At 58.5% G+C, this 23,266-nt stretch carries 20 protein-coding genes and 1 tRNA gene; 9 read left to right on the forward strand and 12 right to left on the reverse strand.

Annotated elements, in window-relative coordinates; translation table 11 throughout:
* Positions 1 to 192 precede the first annotated feature (192 nt).
* The 3 genes from ACWGKN_RS13300 to yhbY all read left to right on the forward strand — a co-directional run bounded on the left by ACWGKN_RS13300 (position 193) and on the right by yhbY (position 3,860).
* The gene (locus ACWGKN_RS13300) at positions 193 to 2,142 is read left to right on the forward strand and encodes a LysM peptidoglycan-binding domain-containing protein (protein ID WP_052160047.1); all 1,950 of its coding nucleotides are present in this window, start codon (positions 193 to 195) and stop codon (positions 2,140 to 2,142) included.
* A 154-nt stretch (positions 2,143 to 2,296) separates the two neighbouring features.
* Entirely contained in the window at positions 2,297 to 3,490 is a 1,194-nt protein-coding gene (locus tag ACWGKN_RS13305; RefSeq protein WP_424256362.1) for a TraB/GumN family protein, read from the forward strand.
* A 34-nt stretch (positions 3,491 to 3,524) separates the two neighbouring features.
* On the forward strand, positions 3,525 to 3,860 hold the full coding sequence (gene yhbY, locus ACWGKN_RS13310) for a ribosome assembly RNA-binding protein YhbY (protein WP_052160048.1): 336 nt from the start codon (positions 3,525 to 3,527) through the stop codon (positions 3,858 to 3,860).
* A gap of 147 nt (positions 3,861 to 4,007) precedes the next feature.
* On the opposite strand, the gene ACWGKN_RS13315 is transcribed toward yhbY, so the two are convergent.
* From ACWGKN_RS13315 to ACWGKN_RS13370, 12 genes are all read right to left on the reverse strand, one after another.
* Positions 4,008 to 4,778 (reverse strand): MBL fold metallo-hydrolase, encoded by a 771-nt coding sequence (locus tag ACWGKN_RS13315; protein WP_424256363.1) that lies wholly within the window; start codon positions 4,776 to 4,778, stop codon positions 4,008 to 4,010.
* A 1-nt stretch (position 4,779) separates the two neighbouring features.
* A complete protein-coding gene (dut, locus tag ACWGKN_RS13320; RefSeq protein WP_424256364.1) occupies positions 4,780 to 5,259 on the reverse strand; it encodes a dUTP diphosphatase in 480 nt (159 codons plus the stop codon).
* 74 nt (positions 5,260 to 5,333) lie between these two features.
* Positions 5,334 to 7,409 carry a polyribonucleotide nucleotidyltransferase gene (gene pnp / locus ACWGKN_RS13325; protein WP_424256365.1) on the reverse strand — a complete coding sequence of 692 codons (2,076 nt, stop codon included), beginning with the start codon at positions 7,407 to 7,409 and terminating at the stop codon, positions 5,334 to 5,336.
* Between the two features lie 201 nt (positions 7,410 to 7,610).
* On the reverse strand, positions 7,611 to 7,880 hold the full coding sequence (gene rpsO / locus ACWGKN_RS13330) for a 30S ribosomal protein S15 (RefSeq protein ID WP_035230489.1): 270 nt from the start codon (positions 7,878 to 7,880) through the stop codon (positions 7,611 to 7,613).
* A 201-nt stretch (positions 7,881 to 8,081) separates the two neighbouring features.
* Complete coding sequence (truB, locus tag ACWGKN_RS13335) at positions 8,082 to 8,861, reverse strand: tRNA pseudouridine(55) synthase TruB (RefSeq protein ID WP_452095440.1); 780 nt, start codon at positions 8,859 to 8,861, stop codon at positions 8,082 to 8,084.
* A gap of 6 nt (positions 8,862 to 8,867) precedes the next feature.
* The gene (locus ACWGKN_RS13340; protein WP_452095441.1) at positions 8,868 to 9,896 is read right to left on the reverse strand and encodes a DHH family phosphoesterase; all 1,029 of its coding nucleotides are present in this window, start codon (positions 9,894 to 9,896) and stop codon (positions 8,868 to 8,870) included.
* Positions 9,865 to 10,296, reverse strand: coding sequence for a 30S ribosome-binding factor RbfA (rbfA, locus tag ACWGKN_RS13345; protein WP_424256379.1), 432 nt, complete (start codon positions 10,294 to 10,296; stop codon positions 9,865 to 9,867). Before rbfA ends, ACWGKN_RS13340 begins: the two co-directional genes overlap by 32 nt.
* A gap of 1 nt (position 10,297) precedes the next feature.
* On the reverse strand, positions 10,298 to 13,087 hold the full coding sequence (gene infB / locus ACWGKN_RS13350; RefSeq protein ID WP_035230490.1) for a translation initiation factor IF-2: 2,790 nt from the start codon (positions 13,085 to 13,087) through the stop codon (positions 10,298 to 10,300).
* A gap of 97 nt (positions 13,088 to 13,184) precedes the next feature.
* On the reverse strand, positions 13,185 to 13,391 hold the full coding sequence (locus ACWGKN_RS13355) for a YlxR family protein (RefSeq protein ID WP_424256368.1): 207 nt from the start codon (positions 13,389 to 13,391) through the stop codon (positions 13,185 to 13,187).
* A gap of 9 nt (positions 13,392 to 13,400) precedes the next feature.
* The gene (gene nusA / locus ACWGKN_RS13360) at positions 13,401 to 14,765 is read right to left on the reverse strand and encodes a transcription termination factor NusA (RefSeq protein ID WP_424256369.1); all 1,365 of its coding nucleotides are present in this window, start codon (positions 14,763 to 14,765) and stop codon (positions 13,401 to 13,403) included.
* A 75-nt stretch (positions 14,766 to 14,840) separates the two neighbouring features.
* Positions 14,841 to 15,296 (reverse strand): ribosome maturation factor, encoded by a 456-nt coding sequence (locus tag ACWGKN_RS13365; protein WP_052160050.1) that lies wholly within the window; start codon positions 15,294 to 15,296, stop codon positions 14,841 to 14,843.
* 235 nt (positions 15,297 to 15,531) lie between these two features.
* Positions 15,532 to 15,607, reverse strand: a tRNA-Gly gene (locus ACWGKN_RS13370).
* 216 nt (positions 15,608 to 15,823) lie between these two features.
* Here ACWGKN_RS13370 and ACWGKN_RS13375 point away from each other — a divergent pair.
* From ACWGKN_RS13375 to ACWGKN_RS13400, 6 genes are all read left to right on the forward strand, one after another.
* The gene (locus ACWGKN_RS13375) at positions 15,824 to 16,258 is read left to right on the forward strand and encodes a hypothetical protein (protein ID WP_052160051.1); all 435 of its coding nucleotides are present in this window, start codon (positions 15,824 to 15,826) and stop codon (positions 16,256 to 16,258) included.
* A 159-nt stretch (positions 16,259 to 16,417) separates the two neighbouring features.
* Positions 16,418 to 17,482, forward strand: a complete 1,065-nt coding sequence (locus ACWGKN_RS13380; RefSeq protein WP_424256370.1) for a uroporphyrinogen decarboxylase/cobalamine-independent methonine synthase family protein — start codon at positions 16,418 to 16,420, stop codon at positions 17,480 to 17,482.
* A 582-nt stretch (positions 17,483 to 18,064) separates the two neighbouring features.
* Positions 18,065 to 20,521, forward strand: a complete 2,457-nt coding sequence (locus ACWGKN_RS13385; RefSeq protein ID WP_035230495.1) for a DNA topoisomerase III — start codon at positions 18,065 to 18,067, stop codon at positions 20,519 to 20,521.
* 36 nt (positions 20,522 to 20,557) lie between these two features.
* The gene (gene rsfS, locus ACWGKN_RS13390) at positions 20,558 to 20,956 is read left to right on the forward strand and encodes a ribosome silencing factor (protein ID WP_035230497.1); all 399 of its coding nucleotides are present in this window, start codon (positions 20,558 to 20,560) and stop codon (positions 20,954 to 20,956) included.
* 61 nt (positions 20,957 to 21,017) lie between these two features.
* On the forward strand, positions 21,018 to 22,415 hold the full coding sequence (thrC, locus tag ACWGKN_RS13395) for a threonine synthase (RefSeq protein WP_035230499.1): 1,398 nt from the start codon (positions 21,018 to 21,020) through the stop codon (positions 22,413 to 22,415).
* 2 nt (positions 22,416 to 22,417) lie between these two features.
* Positions 22,418 to 23,260 carry a purine-nucleoside phosphorylase gene (locus tag ACWGKN_RS13400; RefSeq protein ID WP_035230501.1) on the forward strand — a complete coding sequence of 281 codons (843 nt, stop codon included), beginning with the start codon at positions 22,418 to 22,420 and terminating at the stop codon, positions 23,258 to 23,260.
* The last annotated feature ends 6 nt before the right edge of the window (positions 23,261 to 23,266 follow it).

Consider the following 23,266-nt stretch of genomic DNA (forward strand, 5'->3'; position numbering starts at 1 on the left):
ATAAACCATTTCCGGGCGGATAATGTCTTGCAATTCTTCATAACATCGGTTTTAACTACGTCAGCGTGTGCAGCGCCGGATCGGCAGATGTGCAATGTACATGGTAACTTAAGATATCTCAACAAGCTTTTGGAAGAGAGAAACGCCGCGGATCACACTTCCTCGAAAGGCTGTAGACACACGGGACAACGCATGTTCTACAAACACCTTGAACAGTTCCATCTCCTCCTTATCCTCCTCTTCGTCCTATCGCTCACCGGTTGTGCCAGTGAGAGCCGTTTAAACCCTTTCTCGAATTCATCACCCTCCGTTTCGTCCGGCAGCCAAAATGCAGACGGAAACGAGGATCCCGACCTCAGTCTCGAGGACGTCGAGGCCAAGGGAAGCCTCGACCAGGAACTGGCGGCCCTGCGCCAGACCGGCATGTGGGACAGCGAGACCTCTCCCGTCACCCAACGGGATCGGGAAAGATCAATCCAGACCTTCCCGCTTGTGATGAACAAGCAGGTCGAGATGTATCTGAACCTCTTTCAGACCCGACATCGCAAAATCTATGAAACATGGCTTTCCCGCTCCTCGATCTATGTCTCGCTGATGGAGAAGGAATTGAAGTACGCCGGGTTGCCACGGGAACTCATCTACCTCTCGATGATCGAAAGCGGGTACAATCAACGCGCCTGCTCCCCGGCCAACGCCGTCGGCCTCTGGCAGTTCATCGATGGGACCGCCAGACAATACAACCTCGACATCAATACCTATGTTGACGAACGGCGGGATGCCGAAAAATCGACCAAGGCCGCTGTGGCTTTCCTGTCTGAACTGTACCGGGAATTCGGCGACTGGCATCTGGCGGTTGCCGCCTACAACGCCGGTCCGGGAAAGATCGGCAAGGGACTCGAGAAATACAATGTTTCGAGTTTCTGGGAACTGGCCCGGGAAGATTATCTTGCCTTGGAGACAAAACGCTATGTCCCGAAACTGATCGCCGCCATCATCATCGCCAAGAATCCGGAAAAGTACGGCTTCACCAATGTGCAGAGAATTCGTCCTCTCGAATATGCCACGATGAAAGTGCCGCCGGGGATCAGCCTTGATGCCCTTGCCGTGGTCTGCAAGACCTCGGTGAAGGAAATAAAATTTCTCAACCAGGAACTGCGTCAGAGCAAGACCCCCCCGAACCGCCCTGATTACGAAGCAAAAATTCCCGTCGCTTCCCAGGAAATCGCCAGCCGGAACATCTCGCGACTGCACAGTGTTGTCACCACGGGCTTCAAATCCTACCGGATCAAGCGCGGCGATACCCTCTCTTCGATCTGCAGCACCTACGGCATCAACAGGACCACTCTCCTCAAGGTCAACAATCTCCGCAGCAAGAGACTCACCCGCGGACAGTACCTCCGCATCCCTTACAACACGGTGTCCTATCAAATCCTGCCTGAGGGCAGCAAGATGGCACTTGCCGCCAACAAGAGCAACCTGATCCTTCACCGCGTCAAGGCTGGAGAACACATATCCAAAATCGCCTCCAGGTATAACGTCACTCCTGAGATGATTGCCTCATGGAATGGTTTGCGAAGTGTCAACAACATCACCGTCGGTCAGCAACTGGCACTGTATCCCGCCGACAGAACGATAACGACCATCCCGGGTGAGTTGACGGCTGCAACGGCGGAAAATGACGGGGTTGAGACCGTCTCATCGCGTCGTTCCGGCAGCGGTACGGTCAAGATGCTGACAGCGAAAAAGAAAAAGATGTCGAATCAGACGGCCACGGCCTCCGCATCCAGCAGAAAGAGCGGCGCCATCGCCCGCACCCCGGGCAAGACAAGGGTCAGGATAGCAAGTCTCGGCACCACCAAGGCCATTTCCGCCAAGACTGTGCAGAAAAACAAAGCCTCCTTTCAAACATCAAACTCCCTCCTTTCAGGCAAGACTGTTCTGGCAAATTCGACCAAGAAGAGAATGAATGGCAACAGCGTCAAACTCAAAGACAATTACAGCTGGTATCAAGTGAAAGATGGGGATACCCTGTGGACCATCTCTAAGAAATTCAACGTCTCCTCCGTCCTTATCAAAGAGTGGAACAATCTGAAATCAAATGTCATCCACCCTGGAAGCCAACTGAAAGTCAAAGGGGTGTGAAGTAATCGTCGCCTTTTTTCACTCCGGTTCCATAATCAGGGTTTCCCGCCTTTCCGTTTCGTCGGACACGTCTTACATTCCTCTGAACGAACGTACTTCCGATCAACCGCTTGCGAGCAGAGGGTAGTGCTCAGCCATATAAGTATGCTCAATCATGATCGCAACTGCTGAAACCCACGAATACGGCCCCGATGTCCATGTCCTCAGGCATGAGGAGCGCGAGATCATTCTGGTCGGTACAGCCCATATTTCACAGGACTCCGTCAATCTCGTGCGTACGGTCATCGACCGGATGCAGCCGGACTGTGTCTGTCTCGAACTTGATGACAAGCGTTACCAGGCCCTGACCCAGAGAGAACGTTGGCAATCCCTTGACCTGAAAGCGGTGATTCGAAACAAGCAGCTTTCGACACTGGTGATCAGCCTGTTTATGGCCTCATACCAGAAAAAGCTCGGCGACAAACTGGGAGTAACCCCGGGGGCGGAGTTGCTTGCCGCCGATCAAGCTGCCAAAGATCGTCAGATTCCGGTTTCTCTCTGTGACCGGGATATCCGGATCACTCTTCGCCGCGCCTGGAAATCAACCTCCTTCTGGAAGAAAGGCTACCTGGCGACCTCGTTGCTCGCCAGTATTTTTGACGATACCGAGATCAGTGAGGAAAAACTGAGCGAGCTCAAGCGAAAGGATGTCCTCACCGAGCTGATGGATGAACTGGGGGAGGCCCTTCCCGATCTCAAACGCGTCCTGATTGATGAGCGCGACATCTATCTCGCCGAAAAGATCAAGAGCTCACCGGGCAAACGCCTGGTTGCCGTTGTCGGCGCCGGGCATATCGCCGGAATTCAAAGGGAGCTGGCCATTGATAATCGCCAGCGGATCGCCGACATCAGCACTATCCCTCAGGTGTCGACGGTCTGGAAACTGGCCGGTTGGGGCATCCCGGCCCTGATCATCGCCTCTCTCGTTGCTATCGGCATCGAGAAAGGGGCGTCGGTCGCCGGCGCCAACCTCCTTTTCTGGGTCCTGGCCCACGGCATACCGGCCGCCTTGGGGGCGATGATCGCCTTGGCCCATCCCTATACGACCATCGGCGCATTTTCCGCCGCCCCTTTCACCAGCCTCTCCCCACTGATCGGGGCAGGCTATGTCACCGCCTTCATCCAGGTCATGCAGCGTCCACCGGTCGTTCGGGAATTCGAGACCGCGGGGTCCGACATGACTACGTTCAAGGGCTGGTGGCGCAACAAGTTCCTGCGGGTTATTCTCGTTTTTTTTCTGACCACCATGGGTTCGGCCTTTGGCACATGGGTTGGCGGATATAGAATACTGAGCGATCTGATAGGCTGATATCACCCCTCATAATTGATCCTTATTCACACGTATGAACGAAACAACGGAACAATCGGCTCCCATCCTTACCGCTCGACAGAAAAGATTTCTCAAGGGACTCGGGCACGATCTCGCCCCGGTCATATTGATCGGCAAGGAAGGGATGAGTGACCGGCTCCTTGGGGCAACCGATCTCGAACTGGCCCGGCACGAACTGATCAAGATCAGGGTCGGCAACAACAGCGGCCTCGAGAAGAACGATACCGCCAGGTCCCTTTCTGCGGCGACACAGAGCACTCTCGTTCAACTGCTCGGCAAGACCATCCTCCTCTACAGGAGAAATCCGGAACTGCCGAAGGAAAAACAGCTGGTATTGCCGAAAGGTTGAAACTCGAACCTTTCCGACCACATCGTACCATTCCATCCTCGCATGTTTTTCTTGCCAGGCTGCTTATCCTGCTCCACCCCGGGCCAGTGCGATACCTCATTCCGCCCGGATTCGGTCGTTACGCGGCAGGAGGCGACTGCCCGGACGTCAAACGAGATCGATGAGTCGGGTGGCCCCGCCCTGAGTCGCGAGAAGCAGTTGCGGCCGCTGGTCATCGGTACAAACACTGGCGGCCGCAGCTATTGCCAACTGGGGGGTATTGTTCATCTCGCTGAGGTGGGCGAGCACCACCTGTTGCAGATGATCATGGAGAATCGTCTGGAGGAAGGCAGCGGCATCTTCATTGGCCAGATGCCCCTGCGATGAGCGGACCCTCTGCTGCAGAGCCGGCGGATAGGGTCCGTTTTTCAACAGCTGCAGGTTGTGATTGAATTCGAGGATGATGGCATTGCAGGTCGAAAGCCGCTGCCGCATGAGGTGACTGGTCCGGCCGGTATCGGTACAGTAGCCGATCGTTGTCCGGCCGTTGCTGACCACGTACCCGACAGGGTCAGCGGTATCGTGGGAAATCCGGAACGACCGGATCACCAGATCGTTGACGGCAAACTCATCCCCGGTGTCGAATTCCTGCCGTCTCCACAGTTTTTTGAGAGTGGCATCACCACCGGCAAAGGTTCCGGGATTGGCATGAACCGGCAGACTGCAGCGGCGCGACAGGACACCGACGCCGGCAATATGGTCGTTATGGTCATGGGTGAGGCAGATGGCGTCAAGATCGGCGGCCTCCCGGTCGATGCCCTTGAGCCGGCCGACAACCTCCTTGCCGGAAAATCCGCCGTCGATCAGGATGGCGGTCCCGCCACTCTCGATGTAGACACAGTTCCCCCTGCTGCCACTGCCGAGAACTGAAAACCGCATCTCAGATTCCGGTATGGCCGAAGCCGCCTGCGGCCCGGCCGGTGGCGTCAAGAGTTTCGACCACCCGCAGGTCCGCCCGGACGATCGGCGCCAGCACCAGTTGAGCGATACGGTCGCCGCGGCGGACCCGAAAGGGGGCCTCGCCAAGGTTGATCAGGGCAATCTTGACCTCGCCGCGATAATCGCTGTCGATCGTCCCCGGGCTGTTGATCAGGGTCAGGCCGTGACGCAGGGCCAGCCCGCTTCTCGGCCTGACCTGCATTTCATAGCCCGGCGGAATGGCGACGGCGAAGCCGGTCGGCACGAGGGCGATCCGCCCCGGATCGATCTCGACATCCTCCTCCACCGCCGCCCGGACATCCATCCCCGCCGCGAGCACGGAATGGTAACGGGGGAGAGCGAGATCCTGCGTCCTCTGCGGGTGCAGCCAGCGTAATCTGACGATGACCCCCTCTGTTCCACTCGACTTCCCTGCCCCCACCGGACACCTCCTTAAAAAAAATGCCGGCACTTGCGGGCCGGCATCTTCCAATCCATTACTACGAGATCCTGAACCTATTCCATCAGGGCCTTGCGGCTCAGCCGGATACGGCCGCGGTTGTCGACATCGAGGACCTTGACTTCGACTTCATCCCCTTCCTTGAGGACATCGGTCACCTTCGACACCCGTTTGACATCGAGCTCCGAGATGTGGATCAAGCCGTCAGTACCGGGCAGGATCTCGACGAAGGCACCGAAATCCTTGATCGTCTTGACCACTCCCTTGTAGACCGCGCCGATTTCGACCTCGGCGGTGATCTCACGTACCCGGTTGATGAGGGCCTCGGCCAGCGTGCCGTTGATGGTGAACATCTTCACCAGGCCGGAGTCGTCGACCTCGATCTTGGCATCGTATTCAGCCGACAGCTCCTTGATGACCTTGCCGCCCGGGCCGATCAGGTCGCGGATCTTATCCGGGTTGATCTTGTGGACGAAATATTTCGGGGCATGTTCGGCCACCTCTTCCCGGGCCTGGGAGATCCCCTTCTCCATTTCCCCGAGGATATGGATCCGGCCGGTCTTCGCCTGCTCCAGGGCCGCCGCCATGATCGCCTTGTCAACTCCGGCGATCTTGATGTCCATCTGCAGCGAGGTGACCCCATGGCGGGTGCCGACCACCTTGAAATCCATATCGCCGAGATGGTCTTCGTCACCGAGGATATCGGAGAGAATGACGACCTTGTCGCCTTCCTTGATCAACCCCATGGCAATACCCGACACCGGCGCCTTGACCGGGACACCGGCATCCATCAGGGCCATGCTGCCGCCGCAGACGGTGGCCATCGACGAAGAGCCGTTCGATTCCAGAACCTCGGAGACCACCCGGATCGAATAGGGGAAATCCTCGGCCGAAGGCAGGACGGCGGAAAGACCGCGCATTGCCAGGTTGCCGTGACCGATGTCGCGTCGGCTCGGTCCACGCAGCATCCTGGCCTCCCCGACGCAGTACGGTGGAAAATTGTAGTGCAGCATGAAACGGTTGCTCTCTTCGCCAGTCAAGGTCTCGACCCGCTGCTGATCCCGTTCGCTGCCGAGGGTGGCGGAAACCAGCGCCTGCGTCTCGCCGCGGGTGAACAATGCCGAGCCGTGGGTCATCGGCAGATAGCCCACCTCGCAGCTGATCGGCCGGATCTGGTCGAATTTCCGGCCATCGATCCGGACCTGCCGGTCGACGATCATCGACCGCATCAGGGCCTTCTTATAGGAGGAAACCATGTCGCCAATCACCCCCGCCCGTTCGCCGCTCTCGTCAAGCTGGGCGATCACCGTTGCCTTCAACTCGTCGTACAGCCGCCCCCGTTCCATCTTGTCGGCGGTGGAGATGACCGTCCCCATTCCGCCGGCGGCGGCTTCCCTGACCTTGGCCAGAAGGGCCTCGTCGACGACAATCTGCTCCACAGTCCTTTTGGCCTTACCGTTTGACTGCTGCAGATTCTCCTGCAGGTCGATCAACGGCTGCAACTGTTCGAAGGCATAGAAGATGGCCGAAAGGACAATATCCTCGCCCAGTTCATTGGTCCGCCCTTCGACCATCACCACCGCGTTGCGGGTGCAGGCGACGATCATGTCCATCGCCGATCCGGCCAGTTCCTTGGCGGTCGGATTGAGGATGAACTGTCCGTCGATATAGGCGACCCGGCCGCCGGCAACCGGCCCGTCGAAGGGAATGTCGGAAAGCGACAGGGCGCAGGATGCCCCTGTCAACGCCAGGACATCGGGGTCGTTCTGCTGATCGGCGGAGAGGACCGTGGCGATAACCTGGGTTTCGGCACAGAATCCGGCAGCGAAGAGCGGGCGCATGGGCCGGTCGATGATCCGGCAGGTCAGGACCTCGTGGTCGCTTGGCCGACCGATCTCGCGACGAAAATAATTGCCGGGAATCCGGCCTACCGAGGCCAGTTTCTCCTGGTATTCGATCGTCAGGGGCAGGAATCCGGCATCCGGCCGGTTTTCCTTGGCCGCCACCGCCGTCACCAGCACCATGGTGCCGCCGCATCGTACGACAACAGATCCTGACGCCTGCTTCGCCAATTTGCCGGTCTCGATGGAAATCACCTTCCCACAGATCTCGGCTTCAACTTTTGTATACATGTTTTCTCCAGATGTTCAGCATCAGGGAACGACCAAGCGCCATTTTCCTGGCTGGATTATCCACCAGCCCCGCATGCTCTTTTTTTATCCGATGGCCTTCAACAACAAAAAGCTCAGCCCGTCCCGGCGGTCCGGAACAGGCTGAGCGACACAATGGCACTGACGTACGACTCCACTCGATCCCTACACCAGGGACAGGGACTATTTTCTCAGACCTAGATCCTGAATCAGGGTGCGGTACTGCTGCAGGTCCTTTTTCTTCAGATAATCGAGGAGGCTGCGCCGCTGCCCAACCATCTTCAACAGACCCTGACGGGAATGATGATCCTTGGAATGCACCTTGAAGTGCTCGGTCAGATACTTGATCCGGTCGGTCAGCAGAGCGATCTGCACTACGGAAGAACCGGTGTCCGATGGATGGATTTTATATTTTTCGATAATTTCACATTTTTTAATTGCTGACTGAGCCACAGCAGATCCTCCTGAAGCAAGACGCTCGTTGATATATTGAAGTTGGTATTTTTCTGTTTGTTTCGGGATGAACCGGATGACCGGTTCGGCCGCCTCGTCCAATCATGCCGTCGAGTTCCCAAAGCAAGGTGGCGTCCCCTGGGGTACTCCTCAAGATCATGATCTTCTACTGCGGAGTGCAATATTATCGGACTTACCTGATTATTGCAAGAGATTACATGCCTCCTCGATGGACATGGCCGCATTCAGCACCTGCTGGCAGTCGTTTCCACTTCGCAGCACATCACCGGACAGACTCCCGTCGAGCGAAAAGCATCCGCTGCGCGTTCGGCGGAGTTCTTTGAGATAGGCGCCGCAACCAAGGCTCGAACCGATATCGGCGGCGAGGGAGCGGATATAGGTACCCTTGCTGCATACCACGCGCAGGCGGAGAAGACACTCATCGCCGATAATATCCTGATCGCCGTCGGTCCGCTCAAGCACCGAGATCTTCACCTCCCTCGGCTCCTTGACGATCGTGATCCCCCGTCGGGCGTAGTGATAGAGCGGTTTGCCCATATGTTTCAGGGCCGAGAAGGCCGGCGGGGTTTGCAGCATGCCGCCCCGGAATCGCGCCAGGACCCGTTCGATCTCGGCGGCATCTCTTCTACCCACCTCACACCGGTTGGTGACGGATCCCTCGGGATCAAGGGTGGTCGTTTCCACCCCAAGACAGAGCGTGGCGAGATATTCCTTGTCGCCGTCCATAAACCGAGGAATCAATCTGGTCGCCGACCTTCCGGCGCAGAGTATCAGCAGGCCGGAGGCGAACGGATCGAGAGTGCCGGCATGGCCGACCTTTTTGAGTCCGAGGACACGGCGAAGCCCCCGCACCATGGCAAAGGACGTCGGTCCGGCGGGCTTGTCGATCAAGAAAATCCTGCCGGTGTCCTGAGGCGGCAGTTCCCTGGAAACGGTATCCGGCAGTCCGACTGGGTCCATTGTCGATCAACCGTCGGTGCTGTCAGGCTGGACGCCGAGATCGTTGTTCAGGACGCGGAGCACTTGGGATCGAACTTCGGCAAGATCTTTGCCGCTGAAGCGGAAACCCGCAGCATTGCGGTGTCCCCCGCCATTGAACACCTTCGCGATCTCGGCCACATCACAACCACCTTTGGCCCTGAGGCTGACGGCGATTTGCCCCGGCTGGATCTCCTTGATGAAGACGGCCACCTTCACTGTCTGCAGCGATCGCGGATAATCGATGAATCCCTCAATATCCTGAACCGCGGCACCGCTCGCCGCGAACATGTCCGGCGTCACATGGATACAGGCGACCTGGTCGGCGGCGTAGAGCGTCAGCGTCGCCAGGACGAGCTGCAGCAGACTCAGCCGGGCGACGCTGTAATTGTCATAAATCTTACAGGAAATCTCGGCGGGATTGACCCCGGCCTCAAGCAGCCTGGCAGCAATCTGAAAGGTCCGGGGATGGGTCGAGTCAAAGCGGAATGATCCGGTGTCGGTACAAATCGCCACATAGAGATGAAAGGCGCAGGAATACGATATTTCCACGCCCAGGGCCATGGCCAGTTCGTACACCATCTCGCCGGTGGACGAACGGGTCGGCTCGACCCAGCGACACTCGCCATACTCCTTATGGGATTTGTGATGATCGATCACCACCAGAGGGGTGATGGCCAGCAGTTCATCCTTATATTTGCCGAGGCGGTTGTCGTCGCCGCTGTCAAGGGCGATCATCATCGCCTTGTCGTGCGCCTGGCGGACAAACTCATGCAGGGCGTCGAGATCGCAACTGGCCCTGCCGGCCCCGGGGAGGAAGGCGTACAACTGCGATACCGGCTCTTCGACAAAACAGAAGACCTCCTTGCCCATGCCTTCAAGGATATCGGCAAGACCGAACATCGAGCCGAGCGCATCGCCATCCGGATGGATATGGGTCAACAGAACGAAGCGCTGATTGTCGGAAATGCACTTCGTTATGGTCTCAGGAATTCCCCTCACCGTGATCCCTCTCATCTGCAATTTCCCGGAAAATATTCTCCAGGTGCTCGACCTTCTCCGCTACTTCGTCATACTTGAACTGCAGGGTCGGAGTGTAGCGCATGTTCATGGTCCTGGCGAGATGGGTTCGCATGAACCCCTTGGCGTGCTCAAGCCCTTCCTTCGCAGCCCGCACCGCCTTGCGATCACCGAGAATGGTGAAAAATATCTTGGCATTCTGCAGGTCATCACTGACCTCGACCCGCGAGATGCTGACGCCGGCCAGTTTCGGGTCGCGAACCTTGGTGAGGATCAGCATCGCCAGTTCCTTTTGAATGACATCTGCCACCCGTGCCGACCGTTTCTGGCCTGCACGGCCCAGCCCCAGTGCATCAAAGGTCTTTTTCGGGTCGAAACCGCCCGCCATGCCCTTCACCTTACTCAAGCGTTGCCTCGACCTCGAGCATGACGAAGGCCTCGAGGTTGTCGCCGATCTTCAGATCGTTGAAGTTTTCCACCCCGATGCCGCATTCGTACCCGGTCAGAACTTCCTTCACGTCATCCTTGAAGCGGCGCAGCGAGGCGATCTTTCCGGTGGAGATCACGACTCCCTCACGGAGCACCCGGACACTGGCATTGCGCTGAATCTTGCCATCCGTGACCGAGCAGCCGGCGATCGTGCCGATTTTCGGGACATGGAAAATTTCGCGGACCTCGGCATTGCCGATGACATCCTCCTTGAAGGTCGGCTCGAGCATGCCCACCATCGCCTTGCGGATATCGTCGAGGGCGTGGTAGATGACATCATAGGAGCGGACATCGACATTTTCCCGAACCGCAAGATCCTTGACCTTGGCGGTCGGCCGGACGTTAAAACCGATGATGATGGCCTCCGAGGCGGACGCCAGGAGGATATCGGACTCGGTGATGGTACCGGTCCCCTCGTGCAGGACCTTGACTTTGATATCCTTGGTGGACAGCTCTTCGGCGGCCTTGGCGAAGGCCTCGAGGGTCCCCTGAACATCGGCGCGAATAATCACGCGCAGTTCCTGCACCTCACCTTCGTTCATCTTCTCAAAGAGTTTGTCGAGGGAGATCTTGGAGGTGGCTCCAAGCTCCATCTCTCTCGCCTTCAGGGCCCTGGCGCTGCTGACGCTTTTTGCCATCTTCTCGTCGGTAACCACGAGAAATTCATCGCCGGCCGAGGGAACGCCGGAAAGGCCCTGGACCTCGACGGGAATCGAAGGACCGGCCTTTTTGATGGGCCTGCCCTTGTCGTCCAGCATCGCCCGGACCTTGCCGCTGTACTGACCGACGACGAAATAATCTCCCCGATTGAGCGTCCCTTCCTGGACCAGCACGGTCGCTACAGCCCCACGACCCTTGTCGAGCTGGGCTTCGATGACCCGCCCCTTGGCCTTTCTGGTCGGATCGGCCTTGAGTTCGAGCATCTCGGCGACCAACTGGATACTCTCCATCAGGTTGTCGATACCGATATTTTTCTTCGCCGAGGTCTCGCAGTAGACCGTCTGGCCGCCCCAGTCCTCGGGGGCAAGATTGAGATCGGACAGTTCCCTCTTCACCCGGTCGACATCGGCATTCGGTTTATCGATCTTATTGACGGCCACCAGGATCGGGACCCCGGCCGCCTGGGCGTGGTTGATGGCCTCACGGGTCTGATCCATGACGCCGTCATCGGCTGCCACGACGAGAATGACCAGGTCGGTTATCTGCGCTCCGCGCGATCGCATCTCGGTAAACGCGGCATGGCCCGGGGTATCGACAAAGGTGACGTCGCCGGCACTGGAACGGACATGATAGGCCCCGATATGCTGGGTAATGCCGCCGGCCTCCCCGACCGCCACATCGGTCTTGCGGATCGCATCGAGTATCGAGGTCTTGCCATGATCGACATGCCCCATGACCGTGACGACCGGAGAGCGCGGCTGCACCTCACCGCCCTCCTCGGCCTCTTCGAACATCTGGATGCCGATCTCTTCGGTGATGCCCTGCTCGACCTCGTAGCCGAAATCGGTGGCGATCAGCATGGCGGTATCGACATCCACCGCCTGGTTCATGGTCGCCATCACGCCGAGCCCCATCAGTTTGGCGATCACTTCGCTGGCTTTGACTTTCATCCTGCTGGCAAGTTCGGCGACGCTGATCGTCTCGAAGACCTTGATCCGTCTCTTACTGGCCTTCATCTCAGCCGCCGGCGGCAATGACTTGTCACGACCCTTGTCACGTCTCCCTTTCTTCCCTGAACCGCGTGGAACCTGATAATCGGCACCGAAATGGGTAAACTTGACCCCTTTTTTGCCCTTCTTCCCGACCCCTTTACCCTGCCGCCGATCTTCCTCTTCTTCGACAGCCCCGGGAGCCCGTTTTCCCTTTTTCTTGCCACGGGCGCTGTCCTCTGTCACCGGCGTGACCACGGCCGCGACCGGCTCCGCCCCAGCGATTTTCGCCGCAGGTCCCGTTCTGGCGACTTTCTTCTTGAACCGCTGGGACGACTGATCATCCTCTACCGGGATCGCGATCGTGCCGACGACTCGCGCCAGGCCTTTACTACGGGGCGGAACCTTCTTCTCGATTTCCTTTTCCTTCTCTTTCTTCGGCTTGCGTTCGGGAAAAAACTGTTTCGTTTCAAAGGCCGGTGATTCGGCAACGACCGTTACAGGGGTTTCGCCGGCGACCTCGGTCCGGACCGGGGCTTCAGCCTCGCGATCCTCCTCCCGCGCCGGTGCCGGTGTCGCCATCGCCTGCGGGGCCTGGGTCTCTTTCTCCTCCGCATGTGCAACGATCCGCTCGGGTTGCCTCTCCTGATCGGCCCCCGCCGGGGATGGCTCCGTCGCTTTCCGGATTGCCGATTTCCCCTCGATCTTTTCCGTCGGCGGAACAACTGCACCTGCAATCGGCTGTTCTTCTTCGCCGCCCGCTTGCAGCTGCTCGGCGGCAGCCTCTTCGTGAGCGGTTTTCGGCCGGCGGCGGATCACGGTGGTCCTTCTCTGAACAGGAGCCCGACCCCTGTCGGCAGAGATGGGCTTTTCCGCCAGTTCGACATTTGCCTGCCGGAGAACCGTCTTGCGGATCGTATCAGCGACGTCCTCATCAACTGTGGAACTCGGCCCCTTGATCGCAAAACCCTTTGCCATCAGCTTGTCTGCCAAGGCCTTGCTGTTCATCCCAGCCTCTTTGGCCAGTTCATAAATCCTCACCCTGCTCATTCGTTGCTCCCGTCTATCCTTCTCTACGGCATCCTTTCTCAGAGTTGGCAGTCCGCAGCGGCACAGCTTTCTCTCAAGTATTATAAAGATTATTTCCCTAAAGGCGAAACAGTCTTTTCCATTTTTTCTTCTGGCTCAGGAACCTTTCGAGACACGTTTCATCCCGGCAGCAATATGCTCCGCGACCCTTGCAGCGCCCATCATCATCACGTACCGGCCGTTCATCCTCCCAGACAAAGCGCTGCAGCTCCCCTTTGCCTCGCTTTGTCCCGCAGGCCGCACAGGTCCGGACAGGTTCCGTCATGGGTGGACATCACCCGACGTGCGGTTCATCATCCCCATTGCCTTCGTTTACCGTATCGGTATCCTGATCACCATCAGGCTGATTCTCTTCCGCAGGCTGCGCCTCGGCGACAGCGACCTGGGGCGCGCTCACAGGCGCGATGCCACTGATCTTGCCGGCGGAATGGATCAGGTAGGCGGCGAATTCCTCATCGATGGCGCGGATGACGGTGAGATCCTCGACCTGGGCCCGGGCCAGCATTTCAACCGACAGTATGCCCTTGGCGAGGATCTGGTCGGCCAGGGCCTCATCGACGCCTTCGATCTCCAGCAGACCACAATACCCCTGATCCTCGAGATTGGCATAGCGCTGCTCGCTCTTGACATCGATTCTCCACCCCAGCAGCTTCGAGGCCAGGCGCACATTCTGGCCCTGACGGCCGATCGCCAGCGACAGCTGGTCGTTGGGCACGACCACGAGCAGGGAATGGCTTTCCTCGTCAACCATGACCATGCTGACATGGGCCGGGGCCAAGGCGTTGTAGACATACTTGGCCGGGTCCGGGCTCCAGGTCACGATATCGATCCGCTCGCCCTGCAGTTCCTGGACGACATTCTGCACCCGGGAGCCCTTCATTCCGACGCAGGCGCCCACCGGATCGACGTCGCTTTCGGAGGAGCTGACGGCGATCTTGGCTCTAAAACCGGGCTCGCGGCTGACCCCCATGATCTTGACGATGCCCTCGGAGATCTCCGGCACCTCCATCTGGAAGAGTTTGGCCAGAAATTCGTCACAGGTCCTGGAGAGCACCAGCTGGGAATCGCGCGCCGTCTGGCGCACCTCCATCAGGTAGGCGCGGATGCGGTCACCCTGCTTGAACGAGCGTTTCGGGATCTGGTGGTCCTTCGGCAGGATCGCGTCGGTACGGCCGAGGTTGATGATCATGTTGCCGCGGTCGAAGCGCTGGACGATGCCGCTGACCACCTCGCCGAGACGATCCTTGAACATGTCGAAGATGACCTCGCGCTCGGCGTCCTTCATCTTGTGGATGATAACCTGTTTGGCCGACTGGGCGGCGATCCGGCCGAGATCGGTGATGTTTTCCATCTTTTCGCCCAGTTCGTCGCCAAGCTGGACGTCAGGGTCAAGGACCAGGGCATCGTCAAAGGATATCTCGGTCTGTTCATCTTCGGCCTTTTCGACGACGTTCCTGAATTGATAGACCTCGACCTCGCCGAATTCCTCGTTGTAGCGGACCTCGATCTCGCGGCGGCTTCCCAGCTTCTTGCGTGCGGCCGACTGAACCGCCTCTTCAATGGCCTCAATCAGCAGCCTCCTGTCGATGCCGCGATCCCTGCTGATCTGATCGATTATGCGCTTCAATTCCGATAACATGCTTTTACCCCATCCTTTTCCGTCTATATTTGGAGAATATAAATCTGTAATTCCCCGAATTTTCTCCAATTCGTATCAAAACACCAGCCTGGCCCTGCCGATCTGATCAAAGGCGACACGAACCTTGCCCCCCTCCTCCAGATCCAGCTGTATCGCCTCTTCCGTCGCTTCACCGATGATGCCGACAAACACCTTCTGACCGTCAAGATTTTCATGCATCCTGATCTTCGCCTTCTTGCCGACAAACCGCTGGAAATCGCGCATGCTTTTCAGCGGCCGCTCAAGGCCGGGGGACGACACTTCGAGGTGATAGGGATGACCTATCAGATCCTCGACATCAAGGAATTGTCCGATCTCACGGCTGACATCGGCACAGTGATCGACAGTGACGCCTTCTTCCCGATCGATGAATAGACGCAGGACCCAACCATGTCCTTCCCGGCGGAACTGGACATCGACCAGTTCCAGTCCCATCGTCGGCAGGAGGCCCTCAGCAAAGTCCCGCACCTTGTCTATTACGTGATCACTCATATTTTCATCGTGCTCAGCCAGCCAACCGGCAATTTCCGGACGAACGATTTAATCCTGTAATTTTTCAATATGATCAACAGGTGTTTCCACCTGACAGACTATCCCCCCCTCCGGTCAACAGGCATAAAAAAAAGCGGGCATTGCCCACTTTCCAAAGCCTGCCTGCAAAGATTCTGCAGGAGGTATACCGGAACAGAACGATTACCGACCAGATACACCGGTCCCGCTCTGGAAATGGAGCGGGCAACGAGGCTCGAACTCGCGACCCCAAGCTTGGGAAGCTTGTGCTCTACCAACTGAGCTACACCCGCACCAGTTACAACAGCGGGATTATATAACCATATCAGTGGTTCCATGTCAAGCGTGAAGCAAAAGCAAAATAATCGGCGGCGGGAATTCCGATTTCGACTGTGACAGGCCTCATGCAACTTGACAAAAAGTATAAATCTCCACATATTTTAATTACAAGTCCGGTGCGGGCATGCGTCTATTGATGCAAATTTTTCCACCCCATGAGGAAATCGCCAATGAAGAAAATATCCGCTTTCATCTGCCTGGTATCGCTACTGTTGATCTCTGCCCCGGCGTTCGCCCGCGGGGGATACGGGGGATACGGGGGATACTATGGGGGATACCGAGGACACGGGGGATATTATCGCTATTCTTCGCCTCGGGCTTACGGCTATCACCATGGCGGGCACAACGATGGAGAAATCATCGCCGGAGTCGCCTTCGGGTTGCTGACCGGAGCAATCATCGGCCAGGCTTTCGCCCCGCCGCCGGGCACGGTTTACACTCCTCGTTACTACTATGCCCCGCCGGTCGTGGTCGAACAGCGGAGGATCTGCGTCGAAGAACGGGTCGTCAGCGGTGAGTGGCAGCAGAACCCCTATGACGGGACCCGGTACTGGGCATCTTTTCCATACCCGATGAAACGGAGGTATGAAGTTCCCTGCTACTGACAAACTGCGCATCCCTATGCGGCACCGGCAGGCGCTTTTTGCGCCTGCCTTTTTTTTATCCCCACGACTGACAACACCGATTTGACAATTGCGTTGTGGCCGCTCCGGCAGACCACACCCCACCAGCCTGCCCTGCAGGCACAGGTCAAAAAACCAGACATGACAAAATTTACCCCCCGAGCCCTTCCCGTCCTGATCGGCAGCCTGCCGCTGCAGGAGCATGCCGCCGCCACTGAGCTCATTATGGCCCACACCCCTGAAATTCCCCTGTGGCCCCAGCTTCCCGTCTTTCGCGACGAGGGGATGCTGCGCCAGTTCCTGCCCGGCCTGCCCGGGATCTCGGAAACGGAGGGCAAACTGGTCATCAATACCGAAAAGGATGGTTTCGAGGCGGAGATCCTCGCCTTTTATGAAGAATACCTGGCGGTCGCCGAAAGCGGCGCTGATCTCGCCGACTCGCGATTTACCCTCTCCCGGAAAGAGGCGAAGGGGTTCTTCACGTTCCTGGAAATGGCCAACCGGAAAAAGGAGTCCCTGGTCGCCCTCAAAGGCCAGATCACCGGCCCGATCACCTTCTGCACCGGCCTGGTCGATCAACAGGGCAGGGCTATATTCTACAACGACCAGCTGCGGGATGCGGCCGTCAAGCTGCTGGCGCTCAAGGCCCGCTGGCAGACCCGGAGGATGAGGGAAATCACCGAAACGGTTCTGCTCTTCTTCGATGAACCGGCCCTGGCCGGCCTTGGTTCATCGGCCTTCATCACCATCACTGCCGACGAGATCATCGCCTGCCTGACCGAGACCTTCGACGCTGTTCGGGCCGAAGGCGGACTGGTCGGGGTTCACGTCTGCGCCAATACCGAGTGGCCGGTCATTTTCGATGCCGGTATCGACATCCTCAGTTATGATGCCTATTCCTTTTTCGACCGGCTGATCCTCTACCCCGAGCACCTGCGCGGTTTCCTTGAGCGCGGCGGCATCCTGGCGACAGGCATCGTGCCGACCGACGAGGAGCGGATCGACATGGAATCCGTCGATTCCCTGGTCGCCAGATGGGACCTGCAGACGACGCAACTCGAGCAGCTGGGATTTTCACGTGACAGGATCATCGCCCAGACCCTGATCACCCCCAGCTGCGGCACCGGATCAATCTCGCCGAACCATGCCCGGAAGGTTCTCGAGATGACCCGTGACGTCTCCGCCGCGATCCGCAGCAGACAATAGGAGACATCCCGCAACTCCCCCGACGGCCTGCCGTCTCAATCCCGTTACGAAGATGCAACGGCAAAGGCCGCCCGGCCGCACCCCGTGCGTCTTCGTGCGGAACCGCCGAGGGGAATGCGACCGATCTCCTGCGGAACCAGATTCCGTTGCCGGGAGGGATTGGCCTTTTCCCTGCTCCTCAGCCCTCCTCGACGGTGTCCGATTCGACCCGCCCGCAACAGGGTCATTGACAACACCGGAAAAACATGTTCCAACACTGCCCCCTGCCATTCAGGCATTCCCCACGTCCCATATGGACCACACACCAAAGCAAAATAAAATATTTTAAATTAATTTCATATTGTTAACTATTACAATCAATCCAATCCCATAGAAATTACATTTGACAAACACATATTCGACCTTTACAACAACTCTCTGTTCCGGTCCGGGTCCGAGCCTTAGAGAAATCCATCAATTTCAGCATCTCTTCCTCGAATCCAACCGAAAACGATATATCGTATATTCAAGCTCGATTTCATTCGGCCAACAACTGACGCGATAGCCGACAATCCGCAGCCAGCCCGATCCACAAGCCTGTTCATGACTGAAAAAATCCTCATCATCGCCGAAAAGCCCAGCGTCGCAGCAGACATCGTCAAGGTTCTGCCCGGCAAGTTCACCAAGGCCAAGACCCATTACGAAGGGGATCGGCATATCGTGTCCTTCGCCATCGGCCACCTGGTTTCGATCTGCTACCCCGAAGAAATCGATCCCGCCTATCAAAAATGGGATATCGCCAAGCTCCCGATCCTGCCGGAAAAATTTCCCCTCAAGGAACTCCCAGACACCAAGGGACAGCTGCACGCCCTGCAGAAACTCATCCGCCGCAAGGACGTCGTCGAGATCATCAACGCCTGCGATGCCGGCCGCGAAGGCGAGCTGATCTTCAAATACATCATCCAGTATGTCTGGAACACCTCCGTCGGCCACAAGACCTTCAAAAGGTTGTGGCTGCAGTCGATGACCAGCGAGGCCATCAAAAACGGCCTTGCCCGGCTCCGCTCCAACGAGGAGATGCACCCACTCGAGGACACCGCCCTCTGCCGCTCCGAATCCGACTGGCTGATCGGCATCAACGCCACCCGCGCCCTGACCGGGTTCAACTCGCGGCGAGGCGGTTTCTTCCTGACGCCGTGCGGCCGGGTGCAGACGCCAACCCTCTCGCTTCTCGTCAAGCGCGAGCGGGTCCGCCAGAGTTTTGTCCCGCGGCCTTTTTCAACCCTGCTCGCCACCTTTGCCTACGACCAGGACAGCTATCAGGGCAAATGGATCGACCCTCATTTTGTCCGGGAGGAAAATGACGGGTACGAACGCGCCGACCGGATCTGGGAGAAAGAAAAGGCCGAGGCCATTGTCGCCGCCTGCACCGGCCAGCCGGCGGCGGTCGAGGAAACAAGCAAGAAAACGACGCAGCGCTCGCCCCAGCTCTTCGACCTGACCTCGCTGCAACGCGAGGCCAACACCCGCTTCGGCATTTCGGCCCAGAAGACCCTGTCCATCGCCCAGTCCCTCTACGAACGCCACAAGGTGCTGACCTACCCGAGGACCGACAGCCGCCACCTGCCGGAAGACTATAACGACATTGTCACCCGGGTCTTCAAGGCCCAGACGGACTGGCAGTTTTCCCAATATGCGGCCGAGGCGCTCGACAAAGGCTATATCCAGCCGGACAAGCGGATCTTCAACAACAGCAAGATCTCGGATCACCACGCGATCATCCCCACCACCGCCATCCCGGCCACCCTGTCGGAGCCGGAAATGAAGATTTATCGGATGGTGGTGCAGCGGTTTCTCGCCGTCTTCTTCCCTCCAGCCGTCTACCTCAATACCCGCCGCGTCTCGGTCGTCACCGGCGAGACCTTTCTCACTGAGGGTAAAATCCTGCTAGAGGCCGGCTGGAAGGCGATCTACGGCAAATTCGAGGACGATGACAAGGATACGGTACTCAGATCCATTCCCACCGGAACTCCGGTCCTCTGCGCCCGCATCGACCGGGAGGAACAGGAAACCACCCCGCCGCCACGTTACAACGAGGCGACCCTGCTCTCGGCAATGGAGAATTCCGACAAACTCATCGACGACGATGAACTGGCCGACGCCATGAAAGAGCGCGGCCTCGGCACCCCGGCCACCCGGGCCGCGATCATCGAGAAGCTGATCAAGGAGAAATACGTCGTCCGCGAGGGCAAGGAACTCACCCCGACCGGCAAGGCCTTCAACCTGCTCGCCCTCCTCGAGGCGATGAAGATCGATGTCCTCGCCTCGCCGGAGATGACCGGCGAGTGGGAACTGAAGTTGAACAAGATGCTCAAGGGTGAATTTTCGCGACAGAAGTTCATGGAGGAGATCCGAAACCTGACCAGCCACATCATCTCCCAGGTCAAGAGTTTCGAGACCGATGCCACCGAACCGGAGGCCCCCTTCAGCCCCGTGGCCGGAAAACGCTTTTATTCCTCCCCGACCGCCTATATCTCCGAAGACCGGAAGATCAGGCTGCGCAAGATCCTCGGCGGCCGCATGATGGCCGAAGACGAGATCGTTGCCCTGATCGAGGGCAAGACGCTCGGCCCGTTCAGCGATTTCCGGTCAAAGAAGGGCAAACCGTTCACCGCCTCCATCCGCCTGGTCGACAATAAGATCGAATTTCTGTTCGCCGAATCGACGAGCAATCTCGATCTGGAGACCATCCGCCAGGGAGAGCCCCTCGGCCGATCGCCGATCGACGGCACACCGGTCTACGAGACCCCGATCGCCTATATGTCCGAATCGGCCCTGGCCGGCGACGACAAAAACGGCCTGAGGATCAGCCGCATCATCCTCGACAGGCAGATCACCGCCCAGCACATCCGGCAGATGCTGGAGGCGGGAAAGACCGAGTTGATCACGGGCTTCATCTCCAAGAAGAAACGCCCGTTCGACGCCTATCTCCTGCTTTCGAAAAGCGGCAAGGTCACCTTCGAGTTTCCGCCGCGGGCGCCGAAGAAACAGCAAAAATAAATTGACAGCCCCGGGAGAAAAGGGCACAAGAGAAACATGAAACAACTGAAGAAAGAACACCGCGACAAGAGCGGAATGGAAATCGCCAGGCTCTGCGCCACCATCGCCCAGGACACCAAGGCCGAGGATCTGGTTATCCTCGATGTCCGGGGAATTGCATCATTCACCGATTACTTCGTCATCATGACGGGCCGATCGACCCGCCATGTCCAGGGCCTCGCCGAGGCCATCGAGAGAGAACTGAGCAACAAACGGGTGAAGGCCACCCATGCCGAAGGGCTGCAGGAAGGGTTGTGGGTCCTCCTCGATCTCGACGATGTCATTGTTCATATCTTCTACCACGAACAGAGAAAATTCTACGATCTGGACGGCCTCTGGCACGACGCCAAGCGTGTCGATATCTCCGCCATCTGTCAGGACTCGCCGCTTTCCTGATCGCACGTTTTGGGGATTTCACCTGTCCCAGGAATTTTACCGGATTCACGACATCAACGATATGCAATACTTGAGCACCAGGGGCGGGATTCAACCCGTCCCCTTCACCAAAGCCGTCATGATGGGGCTCGCCGAGGACGGCGGGCTCCTGCTGCCCCGGACCATTCCCCGCATCGACAGTCAGACCCTGGCCTCCTGGAAAGGACTCAGCTATGCCGAACTGGCCTTCGAGGTGATGTCGAGGTTCATCGACGATATCCCGGTCAGCGACCTGAAGAACCTCATCAACCGGTCGTATGCCGCCTTCGATGCCGAAGATGTAGTCCCACTCGTCCATTGCGGCAATCTCCACATCCTCGAGTTGTTCCATGGCCCGACCCTGGCCTTCAAGGACGTCGCCCTGCAGTTTCTCGGCAACCTGTTCGAATACCTTCTCGCCAAAAGCGGCGAGGTGCTCAACATCCTCGGCGCCACCTCGGGGGACACCGGCAGCGCCGCCATCTACGGCGTCCGCGGCAAGGACCGGATCCGGATCTTCATCCTCCACCCCCATAAGCGGGTCAGTCCGGTGCAGGAAAAGCAGATGACCTCGATCATGGACGACAATGTCTTCAACATCGCCATCCATGGCTCCTTCGACGACGGCCAGGCCATCGTCAAGCAGATCTTCAGCGATATCGAATTCAAGACGGCGCTCAGCCTCGGGGCGATCAATTCGATCAACTGGGCCAGGGTACTGGCGCAGGTGGTCTACTATGTCCACAGTTGTCTCCACGTCAGTTGCCACGAGAACGACGGCACGCTGGCCTTCTCGGTGCCGACCGGAAACTTCGGCGATATCTTCGCCGGTTACATCGCCAAACGGATGCTGCCGGAAGGCTGCATCCGCCAGTTGGTCCTGGCCACCAACGCCAACGACATCCTCTCCCGCTTCGTCAACAAGGGTGACTATTCGCTCGGCCAGGTGGTCCAGACCTCGAGCCCGTCGATGGATATCCAGGCGGCCTCCAATTTCGAACGCTATCTCTTCTATCTCGTCGACCAGGAACCGCAACGGGTCGCCAAGCTGATGGCGGAGTTCGCCGCCACCGGCAGGATCGACCTCTCGTCCCATCTCGACCAGATCCGCCGGGATTTCACCGCCACCGCCGTTTCCGAGGAAGAGGTGCTGGCCACAATCGCTAAAATCTACAATGAATACGATTACATCCTCGACCCCCACACCGCCGTCGGGGTCAAGGCCGCCCTCGATCTCCAGAAACCGGGGATTCCGATGGTCTGCCTGGCCACCGCCCATCCGGCCAAATTCGGCGCCGCCGTCGAGAGGGCGATCGGTCGGCCGCCGACCTTCCCGGAATCGCTGACCGGTATCCTCGAACGGGAAAGCCGCTGCGAGATCATGGATGCCGATGCCGACAAGATCCGGGACTATCTACGGAAAAACGCACTCTATCGCTGATCATGGATCATGGGCGCTATGTTCAGGCCGTGCAGGAATGCGAGGCCTTCTGCCGGAGCAGGCTGCCATATCTGCCGGAAACGGTGGTCCAGTCGGGAACCGGCCTCGGCGGCTTTGCCGACCGGATCGACGCGGAACTGACCATCCCCTACCGGGATATCCCGCATTTTCCCCGGGCCACCGTCGCCGGCCACCCCGGCAACCTGATCATCGGCCGTCTGGCCGACAGGCCTGTCGCCGTCCTCCAGGGGCGGTTCCATTACTACGAGGGCTATTCCACCCCGGAAGTGGCCTTTCCGATCCGGGTACTGTCCCTGCTCGGGGCCAGGACCCTGATCCTGACCAACGCCGCCGGCGGCCTGAACCCGCTGTTCGAGGCCGGATCGATCATGGTCGTCCGAGACCACCTCAACTTCCTGGGCGAGAACCCGTTGCGCGGCCCCAATGTCGATGCCTGGGGACCACGGTTCCCCGACCTGTCGCAGCCGTACCACCCCGGCCTGATCCAGGCCGCCCTCGACTGCGCCGTCGCCTGCGGCCTGGAGAACGTCATCACCGGCACCTACGCCTGCATCCCCGGCCCCAGTCTCGAGACCCCGGCCGAGACGAGATGGCTCAGAGACAGCGGCGCCGACGCCGTCGGCATGTCGTCCGTGCCGGAGGTCATCGTCGCCCGCCATGCCGGCATGGCCGTGCTCGGGCTGTCGGCAATATCCAACATCAACGATCCCGACAACTTCCACCCGATCCTGCTCGACGATATCCTCGAGTGCGCCGGCCGGATCGGCCCGCAGATCGCCACCCTGATCGGGGCTGTGCTGGCAGGGGAAGCTTCATCGTGCTGATCATCC

It is taken from the genome of Desulfoprunum sp. (assembly GCF_053613775.1).